This window comes from Spirosoma fluminis (genome assembly GCF_054778895.1).
Genome location: NZ_BAAGZD010000002.1, coordinates 80,954 through 103,706 on the forward strand (window position 1 = coordinate 80,954; position 22,753 = coordinate 103,706).

15 protein-coding genes are annotated in these 22,753 nt (G+C 50.9%); all 15 read left to right on the top strand.

All coding sequences use genetic code 11. The features are described from left to right. Positions 1-5 precede the first annotated feature (5 nt). The 15 genes from ACYVBJ_RS00785 to ACYVBJ_RS00855 all read left to right on the top strand — a co-directional run bounded on the left by ACYVBJ_RS00785 (position 6) and on the right by ACYVBJ_RS00855 (position 22,270). Positions 6-614, top strand: coding sequence for a 5-formyltetrahydrofolate cyclo-ligase (locus ACYVBJ_RS00785; protein WP_460980397.1), 609 nt, complete (start codon positions 6-8; stop codon positions 612-614). Between the two features lie 143 nt (positions 615-757). Continuing rightward, complete coding sequence (locus ACYVBJ_RS00790) at positions 758-1,396, top strand: porin family protein (RefSeq protein WP_460980398.1); 639 nt, start codon at positions 758-760, stop codon at positions 1,394-1,396. Positions 1,397-1,550: 154 nt separating this feature from the next. Next, complete coding sequence (locus ACYVBJ_RS00795) at positions 1,551-2,240, top strand: hypothetical protein (RefSeq protein ID WP_460980399.1); 690 nt, start codon at positions 1,551-1,553, stop codon at positions 2,238-2,240. Between the two features lie 81 nt (positions 2,241-2,321). Then, positions 2,322-3,338, top strand: coding sequence for an aspartate-semialdehyde dehydrogenase (locus tag ACYVBJ_RS00800; protein WP_460980400.1), 1,017 nt, complete (start codon positions 2,322-2,324; stop codon positions 3,336-3,338). A gap of 111 nt (positions 3,339-3,449) precedes the next feature. Continuing rightward, positions 3,450-4,220, top strand: a complete 771-nt coding sequence (locus tag ACYVBJ_RS00805; RefSeq protein WP_460980401.1) for an ABC transporter ATP-binding protein — start codon at positions 3,450-3,452, stop codon at positions 4,218-4,220. 4 nt (positions 4,221-4,224) lie between these two features. Next, positions 4,225-5,889: a hypothetical protein gene (locus tag ACYVBJ_RS00810; protein WP_460980402.1), complete on the top strand. Its 1,665-nt coding sequence runs from the start codon at positions 4,225-4,227 to the stop codon at positions 5,887-5,889. Positions 5,890-6,389: 500 nt separating this feature from the next. Next, positions 6,390-7,721, top strand: a complete 1,332-nt coding sequence (locus ACYVBJ_RS00815; RefSeq protein WP_460980403.1) for a tyrosine-type recombinase/integrase — start codon at positions 6,390-6,392, stop codon at positions 7,719-7,721. 67 nt (positions 7,722-7,788) lie between these two features. Then, positions 7,789-8,667: a hypothetical protein gene (locus tag ACYVBJ_RS00820; protein ID WP_460980404.1), complete on the top strand. Its 879-nt coding sequence runs from the start codon at positions 7,789-7,791 to the stop codon at positions 8,665-8,667. Positions 8,668-8,765: 98 nt separating this feature from the next. Further along, the gene (locus ACYVBJ_RS00825) at positions 8,766-9,047 is read left to right on the top strand and encodes a helix-turn-helix domain-containing protein (RefSeq protein WP_460980405.1); all 282 of its coding nucleotides are present in this window, start codon (positions 8,766-8,768) and stop codon (positions 9,045-9,047) included. A gap of 354 nt (positions 9,048-9,401) precedes the next feature. Further along, positions 9,402-9,749: a hypothetical protein gene (locus ACYVBJ_RS00830; protein WP_460980406.1), complete on the top strand. Its 348-nt coding sequence runs from the start codon at positions 9,402-9,404 to the stop codon at positions 9,747-9,749. Beyond that, on the top strand, positions 9,739-12,267 hold the full coding sequence (locus ACYVBJ_RS00835) for a DUF3987 domain-containing protein (RefSeq protein ID WP_460980407.1): 2,529 nt from the start codon (positions 9,739-9,741) through the stop codon (positions 12,265-12,267). The genes ACYVBJ_RS00830 and ACYVBJ_RS00835 overlap by 11 nt, the downstream gene beginning before the upstream one ends. Before the next feature lie 134 nt (positions 12,268-12,401). Beyond that, entirely contained in the window at positions 12,402-12,791 is a 390-nt protein-coding gene (locus ACYVBJ_RS00840; protein ID WP_460980408.1) for a hypothetical protein, read from the top strand. After that, the gene (locus ACYVBJ_RS00845) at positions 12,788-13,240 is read left to right on the top strand and encodes a hypothetical protein (RefSeq protein WP_460980409.1); all 453 of its coding nucleotides are present in this window, start codon (positions 12,788-12,790) and stop codon (positions 13,238-13,240) included. The genes ACYVBJ_RS00840 and ACYVBJ_RS00845 overlap by 4 nt, the downstream gene beginning before the upstream one ends. A gap of 12 nt (positions 13,241-13,252) precedes the next feature. Beyond that, positions 13,253-21,946, top strand: a complete 8,694-nt coding sequence (locus tag ACYVBJ_RS00850; RefSeq protein ID WP_460980410.1) for a hypothetical protein — start codon at positions 13,253-13,255, stop codon at positions 21,944-21,946. A gap of 24 nt (positions 21,947-21,970) precedes the next feature. After that, positions 21,971-22,270, top strand: a complete 300-nt coding sequence (locus ACYVBJ_RS00855; protein WP_460980411.1) for a hypothetical protein — start codon at positions 21,971-21,973, stop codon at positions 22,268-22,270. Positions 22,271-22,753: the final 483 nt, after the last annotated feature.

A 22,753-nucleotide genomic window follows, 5' to 3' on the forward strand; every position in this document is an offset into this window, starting at 1 on the left:
CATGTATGGCAACCAAAGCTGAATTGAGAACGCACTTTTTGGCCCTACGGCGTTCTTTATCCACCAATGATGTCGATACGTCCAGTCGATTAATTACTTCTCTTTTTTTCGATACGATTGTGCTTGGAGGAGAATTCAAATCGTCCGCCAAGGCATTTGTTTTACATACTTTTTTGCCCATTAAGCGGCAGAACGAGGTGGATACCTGGCCCATTATCCACCAGATCTGGCAAGACTATCCCCACGTTCAGATTGCGGTTTCAGTGACCGATACACAATCCGGCCAGTTGGCTCATTACATCCTCACGTCCACAACGAAGTTAGCCGAGAACCGCTGGGGTATTCCGGAACCTACTGTTGACGATCAACGAGAGATCAGCGTTAAGCGTATCGACGTAGTACTCGTTCCGCTTTTAGCCGTTGACAACGCTGGCCACCGCGTCGGGTACGGTGGAGGCTTTTACGACCGGTTCCTTGCCGAATGTCGTCCTGATTGTATCAAGGTAGGTTTGTCGCTCTTCGATCCAGCCGGGTCAATTGCGGACGTTGAGCCAACGGACATACCGCTAGACTTCTGCATAACTCCCAACAAGCTCTTCAACTTTGGTGTATAATCTGAATTGCTATTAATTAACAGCTCCCTTTTAACTCTCATAAAAATAAGTACATTTTTTTATTCGACAGTCTGCTTGGTCTGCGTACACGACTACTTTTGCACCGATATCCGCAATATCATTCACTTTAATTTTCAGTTTCCATGACAAAAAGATTTACGCTGGTAGTCGCTACGTTGGTATTATGTAGCATGGCATCGTTTGCTCAAGTTCGGGTCGGTGTAACAGGTGCCGTTCAGTTCGCCAACCAAACGCTTAACTTTGGTAGTGTATCCTTAAAAGGCACCAATAAGATTGGCTTCCAGGCAGGCTTACTGCTCGACGCCCCGCTGAGCGAAAGCTTTTCGATTCGGCCCCAACTGCTCTATTCGGTAAAGGGTACCAAACTGGCCAATCTTAATTTCGGCTTAGGTGCGGGCGACGTTACCACGACGTTTAATTACCTGGAAGTTCCTATTCAGTTGCTGTACAATATTGAGGCTGGACCGGGTTTTGTTACGTTAGGCGCTGGGCCTTACGTAGCCTATGCCTTAAATGGCAAAACAACCGGCGAGGCCTTAGGGCAATCAGACAGTCAGTCTATTGAGTTTGGTTCGGGTGAAGACCAGACAAAACGGCTCGACTATGGCCTCCGGTTATCGGCGGGCTATGAGCTATCGTCAGGAATCAGCATCAGTGGTTACTACGCGCCTGGTTTAGGTAATCTGAGTAACACTTCTGGAGGGAAGGCGACTAACACCGCCTTTGGTTTATCACTTGGTTTTCTCTTCGGTGGTGAGTAATTAATTCAGGTTTCTCCCGTACGTAACGTTCAGACCGCTCAGGCATTTATACCTGAGCGGTCTCTTTTTAAGTATACTTTAACAACAATCTGAAGTAGTATTAGTCTAGAATTTATTAACTTATCATACTTTTCTAATTAAAACCCTGACGATTATGAAAACGATATTATTCCCTCTGCTCCTTGTTTCCTTTAAGCTTTTGGCTCAGTCACCTGTGGTGCCAAGTCTTATCCAGTCAGACACGCTGAAGCTGATTGAAAGTGAATTGCAACCCGGTTATTACAACCGGTATGGTCAGACTGTTCGGTCCCAGTACATGTACGATGGTCTGGATATAAAAGCGAAAAATCTGAAACCGTATATAATGGCCTCGGGTGACCCTGTGGCAATCCGTGAATTTCAATCCTACATGAATGGTCGCCATACGGGAGGCTGGTTAATTGCGGGCGGTATCACGTCTGCCATTATAGGCGCTATTATTATGGGGTCGAACGGGCCCAATTCCAACGGTAAGTTCATCGTACAGCAACCTATAGTTTGCCCACCCGGCTATGCCTGTGGTGGTTCTGCTACCGGTGGAAAGCTTGTATACGGTGGGCAGATCGCTGGATATCAGGACGTTATAGACACAAAACGTCAGAATACGTATGCGGGTGGGGGCATTACTCTTATTAGTGGAGCTATACTGGCTGGAATTGGCTGGTGTATGCAAATACCTGGTCCACACGTACGTCGAGCGGTTCAGCATTACAATCGCACGCTAAAACAACGGGGCGTATCCTGGCAGGTAAAACCTTACTCGTCGTTTAGTAATTCAGGTGTTGGCTTAGTAGGCCGATTTTAGATTTTTTCGATTTACAGCAGCTATCCGTCAACGTTTTACGTACCTTTGCGCTCAATTTCACAAAAATCAGAGTAAATCAGTATGAAAATCGCAGTCGTAGGGGCTACCGGCCTAGTCGGTGGCGAAATCCTGAAGGTATTGGAAGAACGTAACTTCCCCGTGTCCGAACTCATTCCCGTTGCTTCCGAGCGGTCGGTTGGTAAACAGGTTGAGTTTAAGGGTAAGCCATACACGGTTGTTAGCTTTGAGGATGCCATTGCCGCCAAACCGGCCGTTGCGATTTTTTCGGCGGGTGGCAGCACATCACTGGCGCTGGCTCCTAAGTTCGCCGAAGCGGGTATTACGGTGGTCGATAACTCGTCGGCCTGGCGCATGGACCCCACCAAGAAACTGGTCGTACCCGAAATCAACGCCGATACGTTGACCCCCGACGATAAAATTATCGCCAATCCAAACTGCTCGACCATTCAGATGGTAGTGGCCCTGAAGCCGCTGCACGACCGCTACAAAGTGAAACGGGTAGTTGTATCAACGTATCAGTCGGTGACGGGTACGGGTAAAGCCGCCGTTGATCAGCTTTTCGCCGAGCGGGAAGGTAAGTCGGATGTGCAAAAAGTATATCCGCACCCGATCGATCTCAACGTATTACCCCACATCGACGTGTTCCTCGACAATGGTTATACAAAAGAGGAAATGAAGATGGTCAATGAGACCAAGAAGATCATGGGTGATGACTCGATTCAGGTGACGGCCACAACGGTACGTATCCCGACGATCGGTGGTCACTCCGAAGCAGTGAACATCGAATTCGAAAACGAGTTTGAGATTGCTGACGTCATCGAGTTGCTGAGCAATGCCGAAGGCGTGATTGTGCAGGATGATCCGGCCAATAAAGTATATCCGATGCCCTTGACCGCCCACGGCCGCGACGAAGTTTTCGTGGGACGTATCCGCCGGGATGAAAGCCAGCCGAAAACGCTGAATATGTGGATTGTTGCTGACAACCTGCGGAAAGGCGCGGCCACCAACGCCGTTCAGATTGCCGAGTACCTGATGAAGCATGAATTGGTGGCTGCTACGGAGAGCGTAGCCCAGTAACCGATTATCCGAATAAATAACCTGGAGTCCCGTTTGGCTTGCTGCCGAGCGGGACTTTTTCGTTATCTTTCAGAGATGCTGCCCCTTCCAAATGGCGTAACAACTAGCGACATGAACTCCATTATCCAACTCCAGGACGTCTATAAATCATACGGGTCAACGCCGGTTCTGAAAGGCATAAACCTGAGCGTCGAAGCCGGTCAGGTTGTGGGCTATATTGGTCCGAACGGGGCCGGTAAGTCCACAACCATTAAGGTTCTGATCGGGATGCTACCCGACTTTTCGGGCGAAGCGACCGTGCTGGGCATGAACGTCAAGAGCCAGTCGATCGACATCAAACGCCGGATTGGTTACGTTCCCGAAAATGCCGCGCTCTACGATACGTTAACGCCCCTTGAGTACCTGCAATTCATTGGTCAGCTCTACGAACTGGATACCAGCCACATCGACCGGAAATCGCTCGAACTGCTCCGGTTGTTTCAGCTCAGCGACCACGCAACTGCCCGCATGACCACGTTCTCGAAAGGGATGCGGCAGAAGGTACTGCTTATCTCGGGCCTGCTGCATAACCCGGATGTCATATTTCTGGATGAGCCGCTCTCGGGGCTCGACGCTAACGCCGTTGTACTGGTTAAAGAAATTATCCGGCAGCTGGCCAATAGCGGGAAAACGATCTTTTACAGCTCCCACATCATGGATGTCGTCGAGAAGATTTCGGATCGGATTATTATTATCAATCAGGGGCAGATCATCGCCGACGGCACCTTCGCGGAATTGCAGCACCAGCGCCCCGAATCGCTGGAGCAATTGTTCGCAGAGCTAACCGGTAGCGATGGCCAGAGCAGCGTAGCCGAAGAGTTTATTCACACGCTGAACAACTAGCCCAATGACCAACGTAATACTTTGGGTGCTCGACCGGCTCCAGCCGCTGATTCGGGCAGCAGGAGCGGATTTTGGTCAGCTACGTGCCATCGTACAGGTGAAGCTCACGATGGACAACCGACGTAGCATGGGAACTTTGGGTAATTTCGGGAAGCAGTCGGGGGAGAGCAACAGCAGTTTCACCCGTATTCTGGTGATCTATCTGTTGGTGGGTGGCCTGATCAGCGCCGGTATGCTGGCGGTACCGCCGAAAGATACGCTGTTCTTCCCGCTGACGCTCCAGTTTTCCTACGTCATGGCCCTTTGCGCGATGACGCTGATCTCCGATTTTTCGTCGGTTATTCTCGACTCGTCCGATAACCAGATCATCTTACCCAGACCGGTGAGTAGCCGAACACTCTGGCTGGCCAGGGTCATTCACATCACCAGTTATCTGTTCGCCATTGCTTTGTCCTTATCGGTTATCGGCATACTGATTGTTGCGTATCGGTTTGGGGCACTGGCCGCACTGCTATTTCTGGTGTTAAGCCTGCTATCGGCGGTGCTAATGGTGTTTCTGACGAATCTGGTATATCTGGCACTCATGCGGTTCATCAGCGAAGACAAGCTACGGGAAGTCATCAATTACTTCCAGATCGTGATGGCCGTGCTGTTCTACGGCGGTTACCAACTGCTACCCCGGCTGATCGATTCCAGTATGCTTGGCCAGGCGTTTGCCCATAAGACCTGGCATTACGCTGTTCCACCTATGTGGATGGCAGGTGCCCTTGAACTTGTCATTGGCCCCGTGCTGGACTCAACCCATCTGGTGTTTCTGGGCCTGGCGCTGATTATGCCCTTCGCCGGACTGTGGTTTATGAATCGCTTCCTGACGACCAATTTCACCCAGACCTTAAGCAGTATCGATCAGGAAAATCGTCCCGCGCTCGCAGCAGAAGCGTCATTAAATACCCAGTTTAGTACGAGTTGGGTGGATCGGCTCTCCGCCTGGTTTACTACCAATACGTTGGAACGGGCCTCCTTTGCCTTTACCTGGCGCGTCACCAGCCGCGACCGCAAGTTTAAACTCAAAACATATCCCCAGTTAGGGTTTGGGCTCGCCTACGTAGTAGCCATGTCTTTTCAGACCCGAAGCCTGGGCGGCAGCAATTTTTTCTATCTCTTCGCGCTTTATTTCGCTGGCATCTACGTAATGGTGGCTCAATACCAGTTGAGCGTTTCAGACAACTACCGCGCTTCGTGGATTTATGGAAGCGCCCCCATCCGCGAGCCCGGAGACGTATTATCCGGCTCCTTAAAAGCACTCATCCTAAAGCTGCTCACCCCGTTCTACGCCGTACTGGCCGGGTATATCCTGTATCGGTATGGTCTTGATAAAATCAGCGACGTATTGCTAGGGTACAGTAACTCTCTGGTTATGCTGATCGGCGCAGCTTTGCTATCGACCCGACACATGCCGTTTTCCGTAGCGCAGGATGCTCTCAAGCAAAATAATACCGCGCGGGGCCTGATGGTCAGCGTAGTTCTGGGCGTTGTCGGCTTCTCCCATTACGGCCTGACCTACCTCCCCTACGGTGTCTGGGCTGCCATTCCCCTATCTATTGCGCTCTTCTGGCTACTGTTCCGGCTGTACCGACAAACGAGCTGGAATCAAATCGAAATGACGTAACGAAAAAAGCCCAACTGTATCGGGGACAGTTGGGCTTTAAGTACTATGCCAAGTTATAATATAGCCCATACGCCATTTTTTGCTCTAGGGTTGCGTTGGTCACTAAATATTTACTGGCGTAAGTGAGTGGGTAATCATCTTACATAAGAAAGGTCAGTTTGTCAACTGAACACAGTTCTGGCACCTGGCTAAACCAGCTAAACTTAATCAGATTAGCTATGAAGTAGATCACATAGCACTTGTGAAGAAAAAGAAAACGGTCTGTAAGATATCTTACAGACCGTTAGTGCCGAAGGCGAGACTCGAACATGTTTAATTTCTATTTTATTCTACCTAATAGAAAAAGCTTAAAATATGCCTTTAGTTAATCATATAGCCACATTTCTAAGTTACGCTCGATTAAGTAGAGTTAGTACCGATTAATATAAATTAAGCCATTCCGTCCCCCATTCCGTCCCCCGTTTGTATATTCGTGTCATACCAGTATTGCTAGTAGGTAAATGGCACGTACCGCAAATAGCCCAGTCAGTTATGTTCTCCGCGACCCGAATGGGAAAACTCCTACTCCCATCATTGGGCTGGTCCGCTTCAATAACGAGCGTATTAAAGTCGCCACGGGATTTAAAGTCAAACCAGCTCATTGGAACGACGATAAGGGACGGGTGAAGAACGTTGTCGATGCGTTTGATAAGGACGAGATTAACGGTTACCTGGAGCGGTTGGAGAAGGCCGTTGGCAAGATCGTTACGGACCTAAAAGCCAATCTCACTCCGTTAACGAAGGAGACGCTAAAGCAACGAATCGATGAGTTTCTAAACCCAGTCATAGAAGTCGAGAAACCTAAGACTTTACTTGATTTCGTTCAATGGTATGTTGATACCTGCCCGACACGGTTAGTCCGTGGTTCAAAAGCCCGAGCAGGTCGATTTATTTCTCCGGATACCATACGGCGATATAAAACGACGCTGAACGGCCTTAAAGCCTTCGCCCAGACATACCCCCGCACCCTTGACTTTGACAACATTGATGCTGGGTTCTATAAAGCATTCACAGCCTGGCTTACAGCAAGGGACTACGCAACCAACAACGTCAGCAAATACGTCGAAAACGTCAAAGGGTTTATGAGTGCGGCCGTTGATGAAGGCTTTACTGCAAATATGGCTTACCGCAAGTTCAACAATCTGCGAGAGGATGCTGAAAACATCTATCTGACAGAAGCGGAACTTCAGCGGATTTACGAGCTTGACCTAAGTGGGAACGTTCGGTTAGACCGGGTACGTGATCTGTTCATATTCGCGTCCTGGACTGGTTTACGATTTTCCGACTTTTCAACCCTGCAACCGGAACATATCAAAACCGATGAGGTTGGAAACCAGTACCTCGATCTGCGACAGCGCAAAACTGGTGGCCGGGTACAAATCCCCATCGTTCACGAAGCGATTACAGAACTGCTCGCAAAGTATTCGGGCAGTTTACCGGCTGGCATCTCTAATCAGAAGACCAATGATTATCTCAAGGAATTATGCCAGTTAGCCGAAATCAACGAACGTATTCTAAAGCACGTTACCAAGGGAGGAAAGGCAATGGTGAAGACCACGGACGGTTGGGGCAAGATGTCAGCTGGCGTTGAGAAGTGGACACTGGTCAGCTCTCATACCGCCAGGAGAAGTTTTGCTACTAATATGTTTAAACGTGGTATGCCAACAGTATTGATCATGAAGCTAACCGGCCATAAAAAAGAAAGCGAGTTCCTAAAATACATTAAGATTGATGCAGCTGAAACGCTTGATCTAATGCGCCAATACCTTGGCCGGAAGCAGTCTAACATTTAAGGTAAGATAATAAAGAAGCCTGCCATAATCTGGAACCCTATAACGAGCCAATAATCATATAATCAAAATGGTAAACGAAAATAATCCACAACATTTATTTGCAAAAAATAAATGGTTGGTTACAGATATCGATAAAGTAAACTCATTGTTCTACGATACCGTCAACGCCTTACCTTGGCATAAAATAGATCAAGCATATACATGGAGACACATACTACCTCCGCCTGTAATAGGGCCATCTGCTACAGAACTAGAACTTCGTACATACTTTCCTAAAGGAGCCCAGAGTGACGAAGAGATTATTAAGTCGAATAAAAATCTTTGGGAAGGCAAAGCTGATGAGTGGTTTAGTTATGCAACACTTGAAATTAGGTTGAAGAAACGACGGGCGAAGTGCGTCATAAGAAAAGGTTTACCTACTCTAAACAAAAGGCATCGTACTGATCTTGCAGTAGACGAAGTTTATGATATATGGGTAAAATCAATTAGACAGCTTACCTGGCGTGAATTTGAAAACTTAAGTGTAACAGACAAAATTATAGGTCCTGAAATAGGAAAGATTGTAAAAGAGTTGAGTGATAATTTTACTCCTAAAGCTCCCCCTGATCCTGATTATAAATCGTTTGAAGAATTATTTTATGACCCTAACGATATAAACAAGTGCCTTGAAGCATTACGCAACTTTCGTCCAGATAAGCCTGTACTTGGAGAGGGTAAAAATTGGACAGGAGGACCAAAAGACGTAGGTATACTTGTAGCATGGATTGATCGGATGGAAACAATGAAAAAAGCTAAAATACGTAAACTCACAGATCATCCTCAATTGGTATGTTTGCTCAAGCAATTCTTCGTTGGCCTTGATAAGATGGGTAAACAGGCACGAATATTTGACAACATAGTTAAAAAAGATCAACGGGACAGATTTATCGCATTAATGCCTGAATAGGCTAAACGTGCGAATGGTGCATTATCGCATCATTCGCACTTCCCCATTAAACAGACCCGCCAACTTGCGTCCATGTTCAACGCTAAACAACGCGAAACATGGAAATGGTACTAATGCCCGCAGACCAGTTGCGGACTATGATGATTGAAGCGGCCAGTATTGCCGTAAAGCACAATTTGCCACCTGTTGCTCCAGTCCCTCAACCTGATGAGCTACTTACTTGTGAAGAAACTGCTAAAGTTCTTAAGGTTTCCAAAGTCACAGTTTGGGATTGGTCCAAGCGTGAAATCCTGACTCCTCACAGGATCGGAAACCAAGTTCGCTATTTGCGTTCCGAAGTATTGGCCGCTGCCAAACCGAAAGGAGGTAAGGCGGTATGATTGTCTCCCAACCCCTCGATAATTCTATCAATCGACGTAAGAAAACGGCCGTACCCATTCTTGCTGGTGACGTCGCAAAAGAGATTAGGTCGGTTGGCGCATCAATCTGGCTTATTCAAAAGGCAGCATGCGGCCTTCTCTTTCGATGTGAGCTTGGGGCGCGCCAGTTTCGTCTCGTTCTGCCACCAATCAGTAGCCTATCTACTGAAATACCGCAAGAGGGGCGAGTTCCTCTCCATATTGTCACTGACCTGTCCAGTCTTAAAGATTGGTTGCAAGAGCTTTCCGCTTAAAATCCACCCCACAAAAAACGGGTAACAGCCCCCGCCGTTACCCGCCAAAATCTCTGTTATAATGATCGCCAAAGATACAGCATTACCGCCTTCTTTCGTCGGTTTGTCAGGAAACTTTTATATCCGCCAGCACCGAGCCGATGGAAGTGGATATTCCGATCGAGTTACGAAATGGCCGTCGGTTGACTCCTACAACAAACGTACGCCCGTTGCGCTTGAATTTTGCGATGTGGCCGATGCGCTATTGGACTTTAGTCACGAATTAAAAATTTATTCCGAAAGCTTAACAACGACCCCACCAGTTTACGAACCTGATCGGGATGAAAGTGACCGCGGCCTAACTCCTATCCGTAATATTTGGGCTGATCGATTGCAGCGCGCGAGGGAGGGCCGTAGCCATGTCGCATAAAGTCTCGGTGTATGCTACCGTTTCTCCCAGCTCGTATAAAGATGATTATACAGTTGAGGAGGTGCTGAAAGTAGTACGCTCACCAAAATTCAAAACACCAACTGAGCATCTACGATCGTTGGTTGACCCTGAGGAAGCCCGAATCTTCAAAGCTGGTCAACAGGATGAACAAGGACGCTTGATCAAAGCTGGCCATTTCTACGGGGTAACCTGGACGGGTCGATTTGAAGGCGGAAAAACTGCGGCTCACCTTAAAGAATATAGCAGGCTCATTTGTATGGATATAGATGGACTTACCGCCGACCAGGTAAGTGCATTGATTGAGCAACTTCGTGCCGACGAATACACCCATGCTTTATTTGTGAGTCCATCGGGTACTGGCGTCAAATGGGTGGTAAAGAATGATGTGCAGAACCTCGATGAGCACAAAGCCTTGTTCTACCAACTATCGGAATACCTACACGATAATTACCAGCTAACTCGGAAGCAGGATGTTGCAAAGGGCGCTAAGCCCCAGATTGATCCTAGTGGAAAGAACGTTGATCGCTTGTGCTTCCTGCCCTACGACCCCGATGCCTACCACAACCCCACTAGTTCGGTTATGCCGCTGGTGGAAGATTATCTATCCCAGCAAAAGCTCCATGCCGCACCCACTGAACCTACTGAACGATATGCCGCAACGGAACCAGTTGAGGACAAGACCCGGCGTCTGCTGAATGACTGTATAAGTGCGCTCCAGGCAAAACGGATTGATCTGACAGATACCTACGAGGCTTGGGTAGAAATCGGCTTTGCTTTTGCCAGCATGGGCGATGAAGGACGCATTTATTTTCATGAGGTCAGTCGGCTAAATGCTGGCTACAACTATCAGCAATGCGACGCTAAGTTCAGTGAACTACTCCGAAATCGAAATGGCAGCGTTTCAATCGGAACCTTCTTTCGCCGGTGCGAGGAAGCGATGGGGAGGACCTGGGAGCGGTCAAATACAATTACAAACAATGCCTCCCTTCAGAGAGCAGCCGTTGATTGGCCACAGCCAAAGCCGCTTCATACTCCCCTTTTGCCGGTTTTGCCGGTAACGCCCGATATGCTTCCTGATTCTTTACGCCCCTGGCTGATGGACATCGCGCACCGCATGAAATGCCCACCGGACTTTGTGGCCGCTACCTGCGTGGTTATGCTGTCAGCTTTGATTGGAACTCGTTTGGCTATCAAGCCTAAACAGCGAGATGACTGGACCATAATTGGGAATTTATGGGGCGGTGCAATTGGAGACCCTTCGACCATGAAAACGCCTTCTGTGGCCGAAGTCTTTAAACCCTTGTACCGGCTAATGGCGGAGTCAAGAGAGCAGTATGAAGAGCAGCTGATCGCTTATGAAGCGGAACGTATTGGTTATGAGACTCAAAAGAAAGTTTATCAAACCCAAGAACAGGATCGGCTGAAAGGCAAAGCAGTCTTATCGCCTGTTGAGTTTCCGACTCCTCCTCAGAAGCCCACCGAACGGCGATTTATTGTCAATGATTCAACGATCGAGAAGTTAGCTGAACTTTTAAACGAAAATTTAGCGGGACTGTTGGTTTGGCGCGATGAATTGACGGGGCTGTTAGCGGGTTGGGACCGCTCGGGTCGTGAGGAAGATCGGGCCTTTTACCTGGAAGCCTGGAATGGCAACGGGTCAAAAACAGTTGATCGGATTGGTCGGGGAACAACGCACGTTAGCAATCTGTGCGTGTCATTATTCGGAGGCATCCAGCCCGCCAAGCTACTCGGCTACCTGCAAGCGGCTACTGGGTACGACAACGATGGCTTTGTTCAACGATTGCAACTGGCGGTATATCCTAATAAGCCGCATTGGCAATATATTGATGAGCATCCTGACAGCTATGCACGGGATACGGCGTTTAACATCATCAAGCAGTTGGTTGAGACTGATATATCCCTGATCGGTTATGAAGCTGACCCCTATAACCGGTACCCTTATACGCGATTCTCGGAGGAAGCCCAATCCACCTTTAGACAATGGCTAACCGAATGGGAAACTCAGGTATTACCTGCGGAGAACGGACTGCTACTTGAACACTTTACGAAGTATCGTTCTCTGATGCCTTCACTGGCATTGGTCTTTCATGTCGTCAACTGCATTGCTCAGTCAGATTCACCAATTCCGTCAAAACAACCCGTCTCGTTGGAAGCGGCCCAGATGGCGGTTCGCTGGTGTGCGTATCTGCAATCCCATGCCCGGCGTATCTACGGACTACTTGACACCATCAACGTTACGGCCGCCAGAGAACTGCTCCGCCATTTAAAGGCAGGTGATCTGAAAGATGGCTTTAAAGTACGGGATGTTGCCAAGAAGGGCTGGTCAAATTTGACAACAGCCGACAAAGTAGAGTATGCCCTGGCAGAACTAGTTGCCAGTGGATGGGTGCGAGAAGTACAACCACCCGCTCCCGCTACTGGTAGACCAGAAGCACCTTATTACCTGATACACCCTAAAATTTTTCAAAACGAATAGGTGAGTTACCGGCAAAACCGGCAAAACCCCTTCTGCCGGTTTTGCCGGGTAGGCGAGTAATACATTTTACATAATTGGATGGCTTTAATCACATAGCCATCGATCTGAATTTTCACATAAACCAGCTTGAACTCATGGAAAACCAATCTGAATTTACCCCAACCCAGGAAATTAGCGATAATCAGTACCGCATGATTCTCTATTTGACAACGCCACCGACTAGCTACTTGGGGGGCGTAACCTGCGGGTTTGACCATCAATCGTTAACTTATCTACAGCATGCGGATTCGGTCGAGCTAGCCCTTAAGCAGTTCCTGGCGGGCATGACCACTGGCTACGACAACCTCAATAGTGAAATACAAGCTTTCATGGATGTCGATCAAAGGATAGCCTCAAGGCTTATTACCTCCGTAGTACGAACAATTCAGGAGGACATACTACGCCATGATTGGGTTGACCTTATGGCAGACTACCTACGCCTTTACCAGCACATCTTTCTTGAATTTGGCATCCTTGTTCCATGAGACCAGCTACTCCCTTCATTTACGCGGCCTATCATTACCAGCCCGCTTACGGGTGGCATCAGCAGCTTGACAATATAGAGTTGCCACCTCAAATCAAGCTACAACCGCCTATAGATACTCGGTTGTATAAAGGCATTGACACGGTGGCTAAGGCCCGCAATGGCTATCGCAACTGCCTCTGGTTTGCCGCCTGGCATAGCACTCCCCTGCCTGATGTTTTCTTCGAGGTTATTACCGGTGAGCAGGGGAAAGATTTGGCTTGCTTTTACCAACCCGTGCCAGGTCACAAGTGCCCGTTTTTTTTGGTTTTATACCGAGTGGACGAACACTTCCCCTCGGTTAAACAAGCCGGATTTTGGGCGATGGTGCGAACGCATCTGAACACGCTGCCTCCGCTGCTTACCGACGAGACTACTACCCGGCTCCCTGACTTACATCCTCATTCCTAACACCACACTTTTATGCAACCCACTCCCGTCAAGTCACCCAAATTACCCTCTCTGACCTACCCCCACGATGTAGCGGCTCGCATGAAAGCCTCAGGCAACGACCCGCTGGCCGCCGAACAACGACTGGCGGGTATGCCCCGTGACGAAGCCGAGACGACGTTAGCCAACGTTATTGATTATTACCGGCATAGTACCGATATGGCCAGCAAAGTTGCTGCCTACCAGGGAGCCTCACCCGCCTATCAGCAAGCCCGGATGCGAAAACCGGCCAACGAAAGCTGGACCACCTTTGACGATATGGGGTCTCGTTTTAAGAACTCGTTTATGGACCTGGCGCAAGGGGTGACTGATTTCATTCCCTCCACGGTTGATCTGGCTATGTCGGCGGTCTCCAACCCCAGCGACACAAGTTGGTACCGCCAGTGGGATAAGGCTACGGATGATTACTTCGCTAAATCCAAATACTACGTTAGCCCCGAAGCACAGGCCGCTTTGTGGGATGAGAAAACGGGCTTGAATTGGCGGGCAGTGGCGGGTATGGCGGGTAGTACGATGGGCTTCCTGACCTCGACTATGCTGCCTCTGGTGGGGCAGGTCGGCCGGGCCGGTCGGTTGATGCAGGGTGGTAGTTTACTGACCCGAGCCATCACCGATCCTCGCTTGCAGTCGGGAGCTATCGGCTATTTACAGTCGCTACCCGGCTATAAAGAATCGGCTCTGAACGCGGGCTTCACTCGTAACCAGGCGGCTGTTATTACTCCCGTCCTGTCGGCCGCGCAGTCGGTACTGGAATTTGCCGGAGCCGATGCCTTAATCAAAGGCGCTAAACTAGCCCCCGCACAGGCCAGCCGGATCGTTCGGCAACTGGGTCGGGAATCGGCGCTGGAAGGCTTTTCGTCGCTGGCCGGTCGGGAGTTAAGTGAAGAAGCGTTCCGCGATGTGATCAACGTAACGGGCAAACGTTTCTTTGGCAAACTCGCCCAACCCGAAGTTCGTCAGGCGATCTTGCAGAACATCAAAGCCAGGGCCATCACCGAAGGGCTGGAGGAGCTAACCCAGACCGCAGCCGAAAAGGCGATTGAAAAAATGGCTGATCTGTACTACGGTTACGGGGCTGAGGGCGGCAAAGGTTTCGATCCGACTGTCAAACAACTTCTCATCGAGTCGGCGGCTGGTGTGTTGATGGGCGGAGCCGTGGGTGGTTCGATGGGTGGTTTTCTAGGAGCGGTGCCTACGTCAGTAGGTCAGCAGACCATTTGGGGTAAGCTAGATAGCGATGTACGCAAGCTGCTTAACAACAATCCCGATCTGAGCCTAGAGAATAACAAAGCCGGACTGCCGATCTACCGCATGGCCGAAAGTCTGGCTCAGAAAGGTAAGCTCTCGGAGGAACAGTATTTTCAAGCAATGGCTAACCTCGACCACATGGCTAAGGTTAGCGAACGCCTGGCCAAAACAAGTAGCGCGGATGCACCAACCCGCTATGCTCTCTATAACTTGGACAGCGAACAGCGGAGTTGGTTGTCTACAACGCAAATGGAGGTTGATCAACCCCTGTACCGATTAGCACAACTAGCGGACGAACGTTCACCGGGTGAATGGTTTCCCAAAGCTGACCTTTCAGCCCTTGATTTGAATGAAGCCCATGAATTGATCAGCCAAAACCTGCCCCGCAAAGCACAGTTGGCGCAGACTATACAGCAGACCATCAACGAGTCGATTGCTGGGCTGGCCAATCCCCAAACCCGTCAGCAGGTGTTGGCCTCATACCGCCCCCGGCTGGATGCGCTGGCCGAAGAGTGGGACAATGGGCCGGTTGAAGCCGAGCAGGCACCCGATCGGTACAACGAAGATGAGTTATCTGGTCTGGTACAGACACTCGACACCCCCGATGGCCGGTTTGCGCTGGTTGAGAATGCCGATGGTCGGCAGGTAGTCCGGGTGGAAACACAAACCGATGGCGCACGTACTGACGTTAGTGAAGACAAAGACCCGGTAGTGGGTCGCTTCAAAGGCTACCAGCTTCCCTCCAAAGGGCAGCCGGTTGTTACGTTCCATACCATTGCCGACCAGACCCGTCACGATGAACTTCTTGATGCGTTTGAACGCAACAGCGATGCCGCCGAAGATTACGGTGCGTGGCGGTCCCGGCTGGCCGAAGGCTACGGTGATGATCAGCTAACGGGATTAGAGCAGGCGCAAACGCAGTATCAGCAGGAACGGGATTCGCTACCAGCCGATGCGCCGGACTGGCAGCGGCAGGATTTGGCCCGTAAGCAGAACTGGCTGAAAGCAGCCTATGCCTCCCGTGCATCCGACAGTAACGAATCCCGCTACGGCTGGGCGAACTGGGCAGAGCAGTATCTGGCCGACGAACTAAAGGCGGCTAAGATCGACGCTAAAACGTTGGCCAAGCTACCCACCCCCGCGCAGGCGCAGGTCGTTGATCTGTTGCAATCGGGAGAGCTGCAACAGGCGGCTGAACTAGTCAAGCAGGCACAAACCGGACAAACCAATATCTTCGATGAATCCTTACCAACCACCCCAGGAGCGACTGAGTTATCTACTCAACTTACAGCAGCGACAGAACGCGGCCGTAGCCTTGCGGCAGTCGAATCAGCTATCAACGCGGTACTTGACGGGACAGCGGGCCTTGACGAAGCTGAACGGTTTGCTGAGCCCCCAGAACACGAGCTTGATACCGAACAGCGACTTGTGGCTGAGTCTGTCGAAAGAGCGAGAGCATTGGCAGAAGAATCAGCAGCAATTGCTGCGCTTGATTCAAGCCAGTCCGGCGAGTTTGCTGGCGCTGAAACGGGAACTGGCGAGTCAGAAGCGGCAGGCGATTCAGTTGCCGACGAACTCGGTTTCCAGCCCGACGAGCAAACCGACGCGCAGACAACCGCCGAACGTGCGGATGAACTAGCGCGTCCGGCCAAACGCGATACGCGGGCCAAAAAAGAGCAGCCTATCGACCGGCAGCCGCAGGACTGGCGCGAAGCGATCTTGCAATACTTTAGTGGTGGGGGCCGGATGCGTCGGTCTGATCTGGTACGGTACGGGGATGCCAATATGCTCAAAGGAGCTAAGGGCGGTAACCCCTATTTGGTCTATACCGCAGGCGATGAGAAAGCGCCGGGTTTGGACACGTTAGTTCGTCAGTTGTGGGAAGAAACACTGGGTCGTCCGGCTGAACAACTGGACGAGCAGGCAGCTATGCAGGAAGTGATTGATCTGGTGGAGTCGTTTGCTAAAAACGGTACCCCTCGCCAGCAGTTAAGCCGCTACCAACAGGCCCAGACGCAGGCAGAATTAGACCAATCTGACGCCCAAGTAGCCCAACTGGCAGCCAGCACCCCGCTGGAGACACTGGAGCCGCTAATGAGCAGTATGGATCAGGTTGGGGTTCCTCTGTATATTCAGGACCAGTTACTGACTATTATTGCCGACAGCTACGTAACGCCCGATGGGCTGGACTGGGTGGGCGTCGTTCATTTGCTCCGGGCCAATGGCGTATTTGAACGGTATAATGAGTTGCGGGATGTGCTTTGGCCGATGATTGATGAAGCTGCCCGGCGTTTACCGATCACCAATAAAGAGTATGCAGACTGGTCACGGCTCGTATTGGCCGATCAGCAAGCCAGCCGCCTGAGCGCCGATGCCTGGGAACAGGTCGGCCATTTGCAGGCGTTATCCGATAATGACTATAACCAACTAACCGATTTATTTTATGGACCCCAACCAACCGACACCCCAGCCGCAGGAAAATCAGCCCGAGAACGCACCGATGGGCGAACCGACACCCAACCCGGAGAATCAGCCGGACCCCAACGTGGTCGGGATGGCGCAGCGGGCCAAAGCCCTGGGCTATCTGGCGCGGGAGATAACTCGTCGGGAAGCAGCGGGGCAGACGCCACCGAAAATCAACTGGGAGAAGCCCCAGAACTAACCTCCGCCCAGCAACAACGGGTCGATGCCGCCAACGCGCAGTTCGATGCCGACCGGGCTACTTTAGAACGCCACAACGACCGGCTCGAAAAGCAGGCTGAATCGTTACGTAAGCAACTAAAAAGCCGGGTGTCAACCGGCGAGTTGTTTGGTGATTCGCCAACATCTGCCTATAAATCAGCCCTAGCCGACTTACGAAAAACGGCACAAGTGGCGTTAAATGCCTATAACAATGGCATACCTCTGATTCCAAATACAACAGATCGGCTCGTTATTCGGGATGGTCAGATTGTAGATGTTGGCTATATGAATGGTCAGCAATTTGTCTCGTCAGGGGTTCCGGTAGGCCAGTATATAAAGAACAATCCAGACGTAGTTAGGACGTTTAACAGTATTCGCAAAAACCAAGCGGATTATCTTAACTTAATCAATGAAGGTTGGGCGGATACGTTTGTCAATGTAGCCGATAAGTCTTCTCCTGAAAAGATAGTCGAGTTAATAAAAGCTGCGCCTAGTCAAACCAGGAAGATATTTGAATCGCTGGAAAGTAATGTAAAACGTGAAAGGTATCGCCAGCTTGATCTAACCAGCGGTCAGCAAACCGGTATTGATGCCGAATCGGCGGTTAAAGAACGTCTGCTTGACATCGAGCGGCAGATTGCAGCCAATCAGGATCGGATCGAAAACCTGGAAGCCAGTCGGCAGAAAGCACTGGAAGTCGTTCGACAGGCAGCGGAGCAGACGGTTTTGTTCCAGCAGGATACGACAGCGCCAGCCCCACTTGATTCGGCTATCGTTGAGGGGCTGGTTAACCGGCTCAAGCAAACCTTTGGCTCACTGGTAAACGAGGTTACCCTGTTATCTCAAACCGAACTGGTGGCTAAAGCGCGGGAGCTGGCAGGCAGTCAATTCCAGGTTGTTCCGTTTCGGGACTTTACCTACGACGGAGCGTATTATCATTACCATGAGTATATAGATGCGTCTGGTGATCGAAAGGAACTATTTTCCCGCGACGGCAGTCCGATTACGCGTCAGCAATACGAAGCCCAGCATCATCAGGCGGAAGTTCTCGACGCCAGCAATGTTCCGTACGTCCTGCATACGGCCCCGTCATTTGACAAAGCCGTATTTAAACGCGTTATTCGTCAAACGGCGGAACAGCTGCCAACCAAACTCTATGAAGAGTCGGTCGTTAATGACCTTATTGCAAACGCTTTCGATCAATATGGACAACAAGGAATCGACTTCACCCAGCCCAGCGACAAACTCTTCGCCTGGGAAGCCATACGTCGTATCGTTGAAGCCCTGCCTGACCGATCAGCCACCGGTGAGCTACGGGGGCAAGCGCGTACACCATCCGATTCGGATAACCCGGTAGCGTTCATTCGCCGGTCCGACGGTACCCTCTATGGCTTCCTGCATCAGCAAACCATATATTTGAATGCTGACAGGCTGAATGCCAATACACCGATCCACGAGTTTGGTCACCTGTGGGGCCAGTGGGCCAAGCAGAACCAGCCTAAACTGTACCGGGAAGGACTTAAAAAAGCCCGGCAATCGCCCTACTATGATCAGGTAGTAAATGATTCCTTCTATCAGCAGCAGGCCGACGCTCAGCAGCTAACTGATCAGGCGAGAGCTAATTTCTTTGCCGATGAAGCCCTGGCAATGGCCATTGGGGATAAGGGGGAGGCATTCGTCCAACAAGCCGCCAAGAACGGGTTCAAAGGCTGGCTGGAGCGCTTATGGTCGGCGATTAAAGACAAGTTGGGGCTGGAGACCATGACCACCAGTGAGGTTGAGAACCTGACGCTGGATGAATTTGCCGAATCGGTAGCGGCTCGTCTATTGTCAGGAACCCCACTCGAATCAGCGGTAACACTAACCGCTGACTCAACCCCGCGTTATTCGTACGGCCCAGCGCCAACCGCTACTGATCAGCCTGTTCGGCCAGTGCAGAACCCAACCGCCCAGTCGATCGCAAGATTCGCGGAGGTGTTTGCCAAAAACTCAGCTGATCGGCAAACACTGCTCACTCAGTCGGCTCCTGATCTGGCGAACTTCCTACGGCAGACCTTTGAACCAATGGCAGGAATCATTCTGCGTTACGCCCCTGATTCGGCTGTGGCCAACGGACTAAAGAAAGTTAGAGGGGGCAATCTGACTCTAGCCTCTCCTGATGGCCGTTTCAACCCTTCCGTCTTAGATGCGCTGGCGGCTGAGTTAATCCGAAACAAGCCTAAAGGCAGCGAAGCAACGGGGCGACTGCGGGATATGATCTGGAGTGGAGAAGATGGTGAGCCAACCATCCTGACAGCCTATCGTACGCTGGTCACCCAGCAGGCGATTCTTAACGAAAACGGCGATTATGAGTGGCCCGATCAGGCCGAGGAAAGTCGGGATGTGCTGGCCAGTATTCAGGCGTTCGACAGCTCGGCGAGTGATCCGGCTGGAGTCCGATTGTTGAAAGGTCTGCTGACCGCAAAATGGGCGGGTAATGTCGTCAATCCCGAAACGGTGGGCAAGCTGCTTTCGCTGGGTGAAGGCAGTGCGCTCTCCCGGATCACGAAAGATATTCGACGGGTCTGGAACAACCGGGCCGCTGAGGTGCGTCTGCGTCGTAACCGGACGCTGGGTGATCTAAGTGAAGCCCTGAAAGGACTCTCCCGCTTTGCCTCCCCTTCGGGACAGGTGGGTGACATGAGCCAGACGGTGAAAACCCTGGGGCTGGGCGGTTATCAGGATGGCAAAGCCACTACGCTGGAGCTACCGATAGGTGATTGGCTGGACATCTACCTGACCATTCGCACCCAACTAGCCACCACGGGCCGAATGAATCCGGCTAAAGCAACCTCGACGGTGCTGGCGGATCTAGACCAGGCGGGTCAGCTGATTCCAACCCGATCGACCAAAGACCGTCAGCAGCAGCTTCGCACCGGTGCTTATGGCTATCAGTATACCGCTCCGGGGGAAGATCGGCCCAAAACGCTGCTTATCTCCCAGTCCATTTATCAGCAACTGGAGCAGACGCTGCAAACCGACTATGCCCATATGCTCAAGCTAGTGGAGCAGACGACGACCGACCCGGTTGCCCTTTCGTACGTTGGTGGCTTATATGAAGCGGAAAACGGCCTTGTGTTCCCAGTCGAAAAAGGCGGCACGTACTATCCGACGCAAAGCTGGACATCGCCTACTGAACGGGATAGCATCCCCACTATGGAGACGGTGTTGGAAGAGGCTCGTTTCTTGCAGCAGCGGACAGGCATCCCTCTTAAAGTGGTGGGTCGGGATGTGCTGGCCCGGCTCAAGACCTATGCCAACACCGAACACCGCTACATTGCTAACTCGGCTACCCGGCTGAATCTGACCCGCTGGCGCAAGCGCAATGCGGATGCGCTGGATCAGGCTCCAAACTGGCTGACGACGTATTTGATAAAGCTTGAACACGGTCTGAATAATCCGTATGCGAATCAGGTTGATGAACAAAGTCTGGAATTCGAGGTGCGGGGTGTTGATCTGGGCCTCAGGGCCTGGCTGCGCCGGTTCTCGCGGTCAACCTTTGCCTTCTCGCTGACAACGGGTCCTAAGCAGCTCATCACCTTTGCCAATGCATTTGGGCTGGGCATCATCGACAATACGTATCTCCAGCAGGCGAGTCGTGATCTGGCCCGACTGGCGGTTGATAGCTACAAACTGGCCAAACAAAATGCTGATCGAAGCCTGTTCGGGGGAGACTTGGCAGAAACCAGCTACTTGCAGGAAGCCGCGCAGAATCCATACCTAGCAACGGTGATGGATCGGCTGATTGGTTCGGATGAGGCTTATTTAGGCCGTCCGACCGGTGAGGACATGCTAGCCCTGCCCCTGGATGCGGGCATCGCCCTGGCTCGTCAGGCAACCCACGCCATCAGTGACGTTGGGCTTCGCTGGATCAGAGCCGCTGACCGGGCGGTTATCCTCTCCTTCTGGAAAGCCGCGCAGTATCAGGTTACCGATAAGGTGGCGAAGGGGCTATTGAAGGATACCTCTGGTCAGATCGTCACCGACACCAAAAGTGACTATGCGTTACGGGAAATTGCCCGATTGACGGAGGAGTTGACGTACGCAACCAACACGATGTCAGGCGAAGGGGATGCCTCTGCTCTGCAACGTGACCGCTCCATTACGGGCGCTATTCTAGGGTTGTATTCAGGTCAGCAGCAGCGGCTGTTCTCTACTTGCGTGTCGGCCGTCAACGACTGGCTCAAAGCCAGAGCGATCGGTGATCCAACCGTAGACCAACTCCGGGATCGAGCGATCTGGACCAGTGCCAATCTGCTGCTCTTTAACGCCGTTGGGGTGGCAATGGTCAATCTGCTTTATAAAGCCTTAACAGGTTTACTAACCGGGGAAGAGCCGCAGGAGGAGGTACTCGCTTCCCTGAGTTGGGATGTGGGCCGCAATCTACTGGGGTCAGTGCCGAGTGTGCCAACCGAGGTGCTGATTGCCGCCAGCAGTTGGGTCGATGGGCCGCGCTGGTCAGACGAGGTGCTGGATTACGCCCCCGGTCAATCGTTCGAGCAGGTGGTTAAAGGACTGGTGGCAGCCAAAGACTACCTGGAAGCCGATGATGAGCAAACGGCGGCTAAGCGCTGGAATACGCTGACGGCTAACCTCATCGACGGCGGAGCGCATCTAACGTCATTACCGGTACAGATACCCAAGCTCCTGCAAAAGATGAGTAAAGCCGAGCCGATAAACGAATCCGACTGGCAATAAGTCGCAACAACTCTATTCCTTAATATGGCTATACAATTTAGTGATCAAGAGATTGCCCTACTTGCCAGCTACTTGCAGAAGATTGAAGCTGGAGAGAACCAGTCGCTTGGATCGACGGAAGCATCGGCCGAGTGGAACCAGCTATTTCTGCTACTTAGAAAGCTTCTGGCTTATGGCGTCCATGCAGCGGTACCAACTAGCTCAACCGAAAGTTATACCGACTTGCAGACCAGCACTCAAAAGCCCAACGATATGCGGGTGGGGGTTCATGCTCACTATAGTCTATTTGAACGATTGCTGGCAACGTATATAGCGAACCATTAACGCATCTATCCTCACTGAGCAGGCAGCAGTCACTATCTCACACAGGTATGGCTGCTGCTTTTTACTGTATGAGTCAAACTCGGTAAAGACCGCAGAAGAAGACAGTCCACTTCTCTATTTTTTTCACTTTTCCTCCCCTTTCTATCGCCAAACGACGATTAGCCCAATGAAGCATACCTTTGTTGCTATGTCCTCAGGCGTTTGTTTGCAATGCGTAGAGGTATCCACACGATTCTGATGTATGGTAAGTATGTTTTCTTTTAGTACGGGCATAAATAAATTCTGTCTACTACCAATCTAGTTATAATTCTATTGTATCGTGATTAGCAGATAGCAGTAAGGGGGACCAAAGGTGGGGTTATTGTTAACCTATGAACAGTGACTTTATGACTATGAAGGTTGCTGAGTGAAACTGCGCAGTTGAAATCAGGCTTTTTGATAGAGCGACAAATAGCATTCAGTCACCTGTTAAACCGGCTTTTC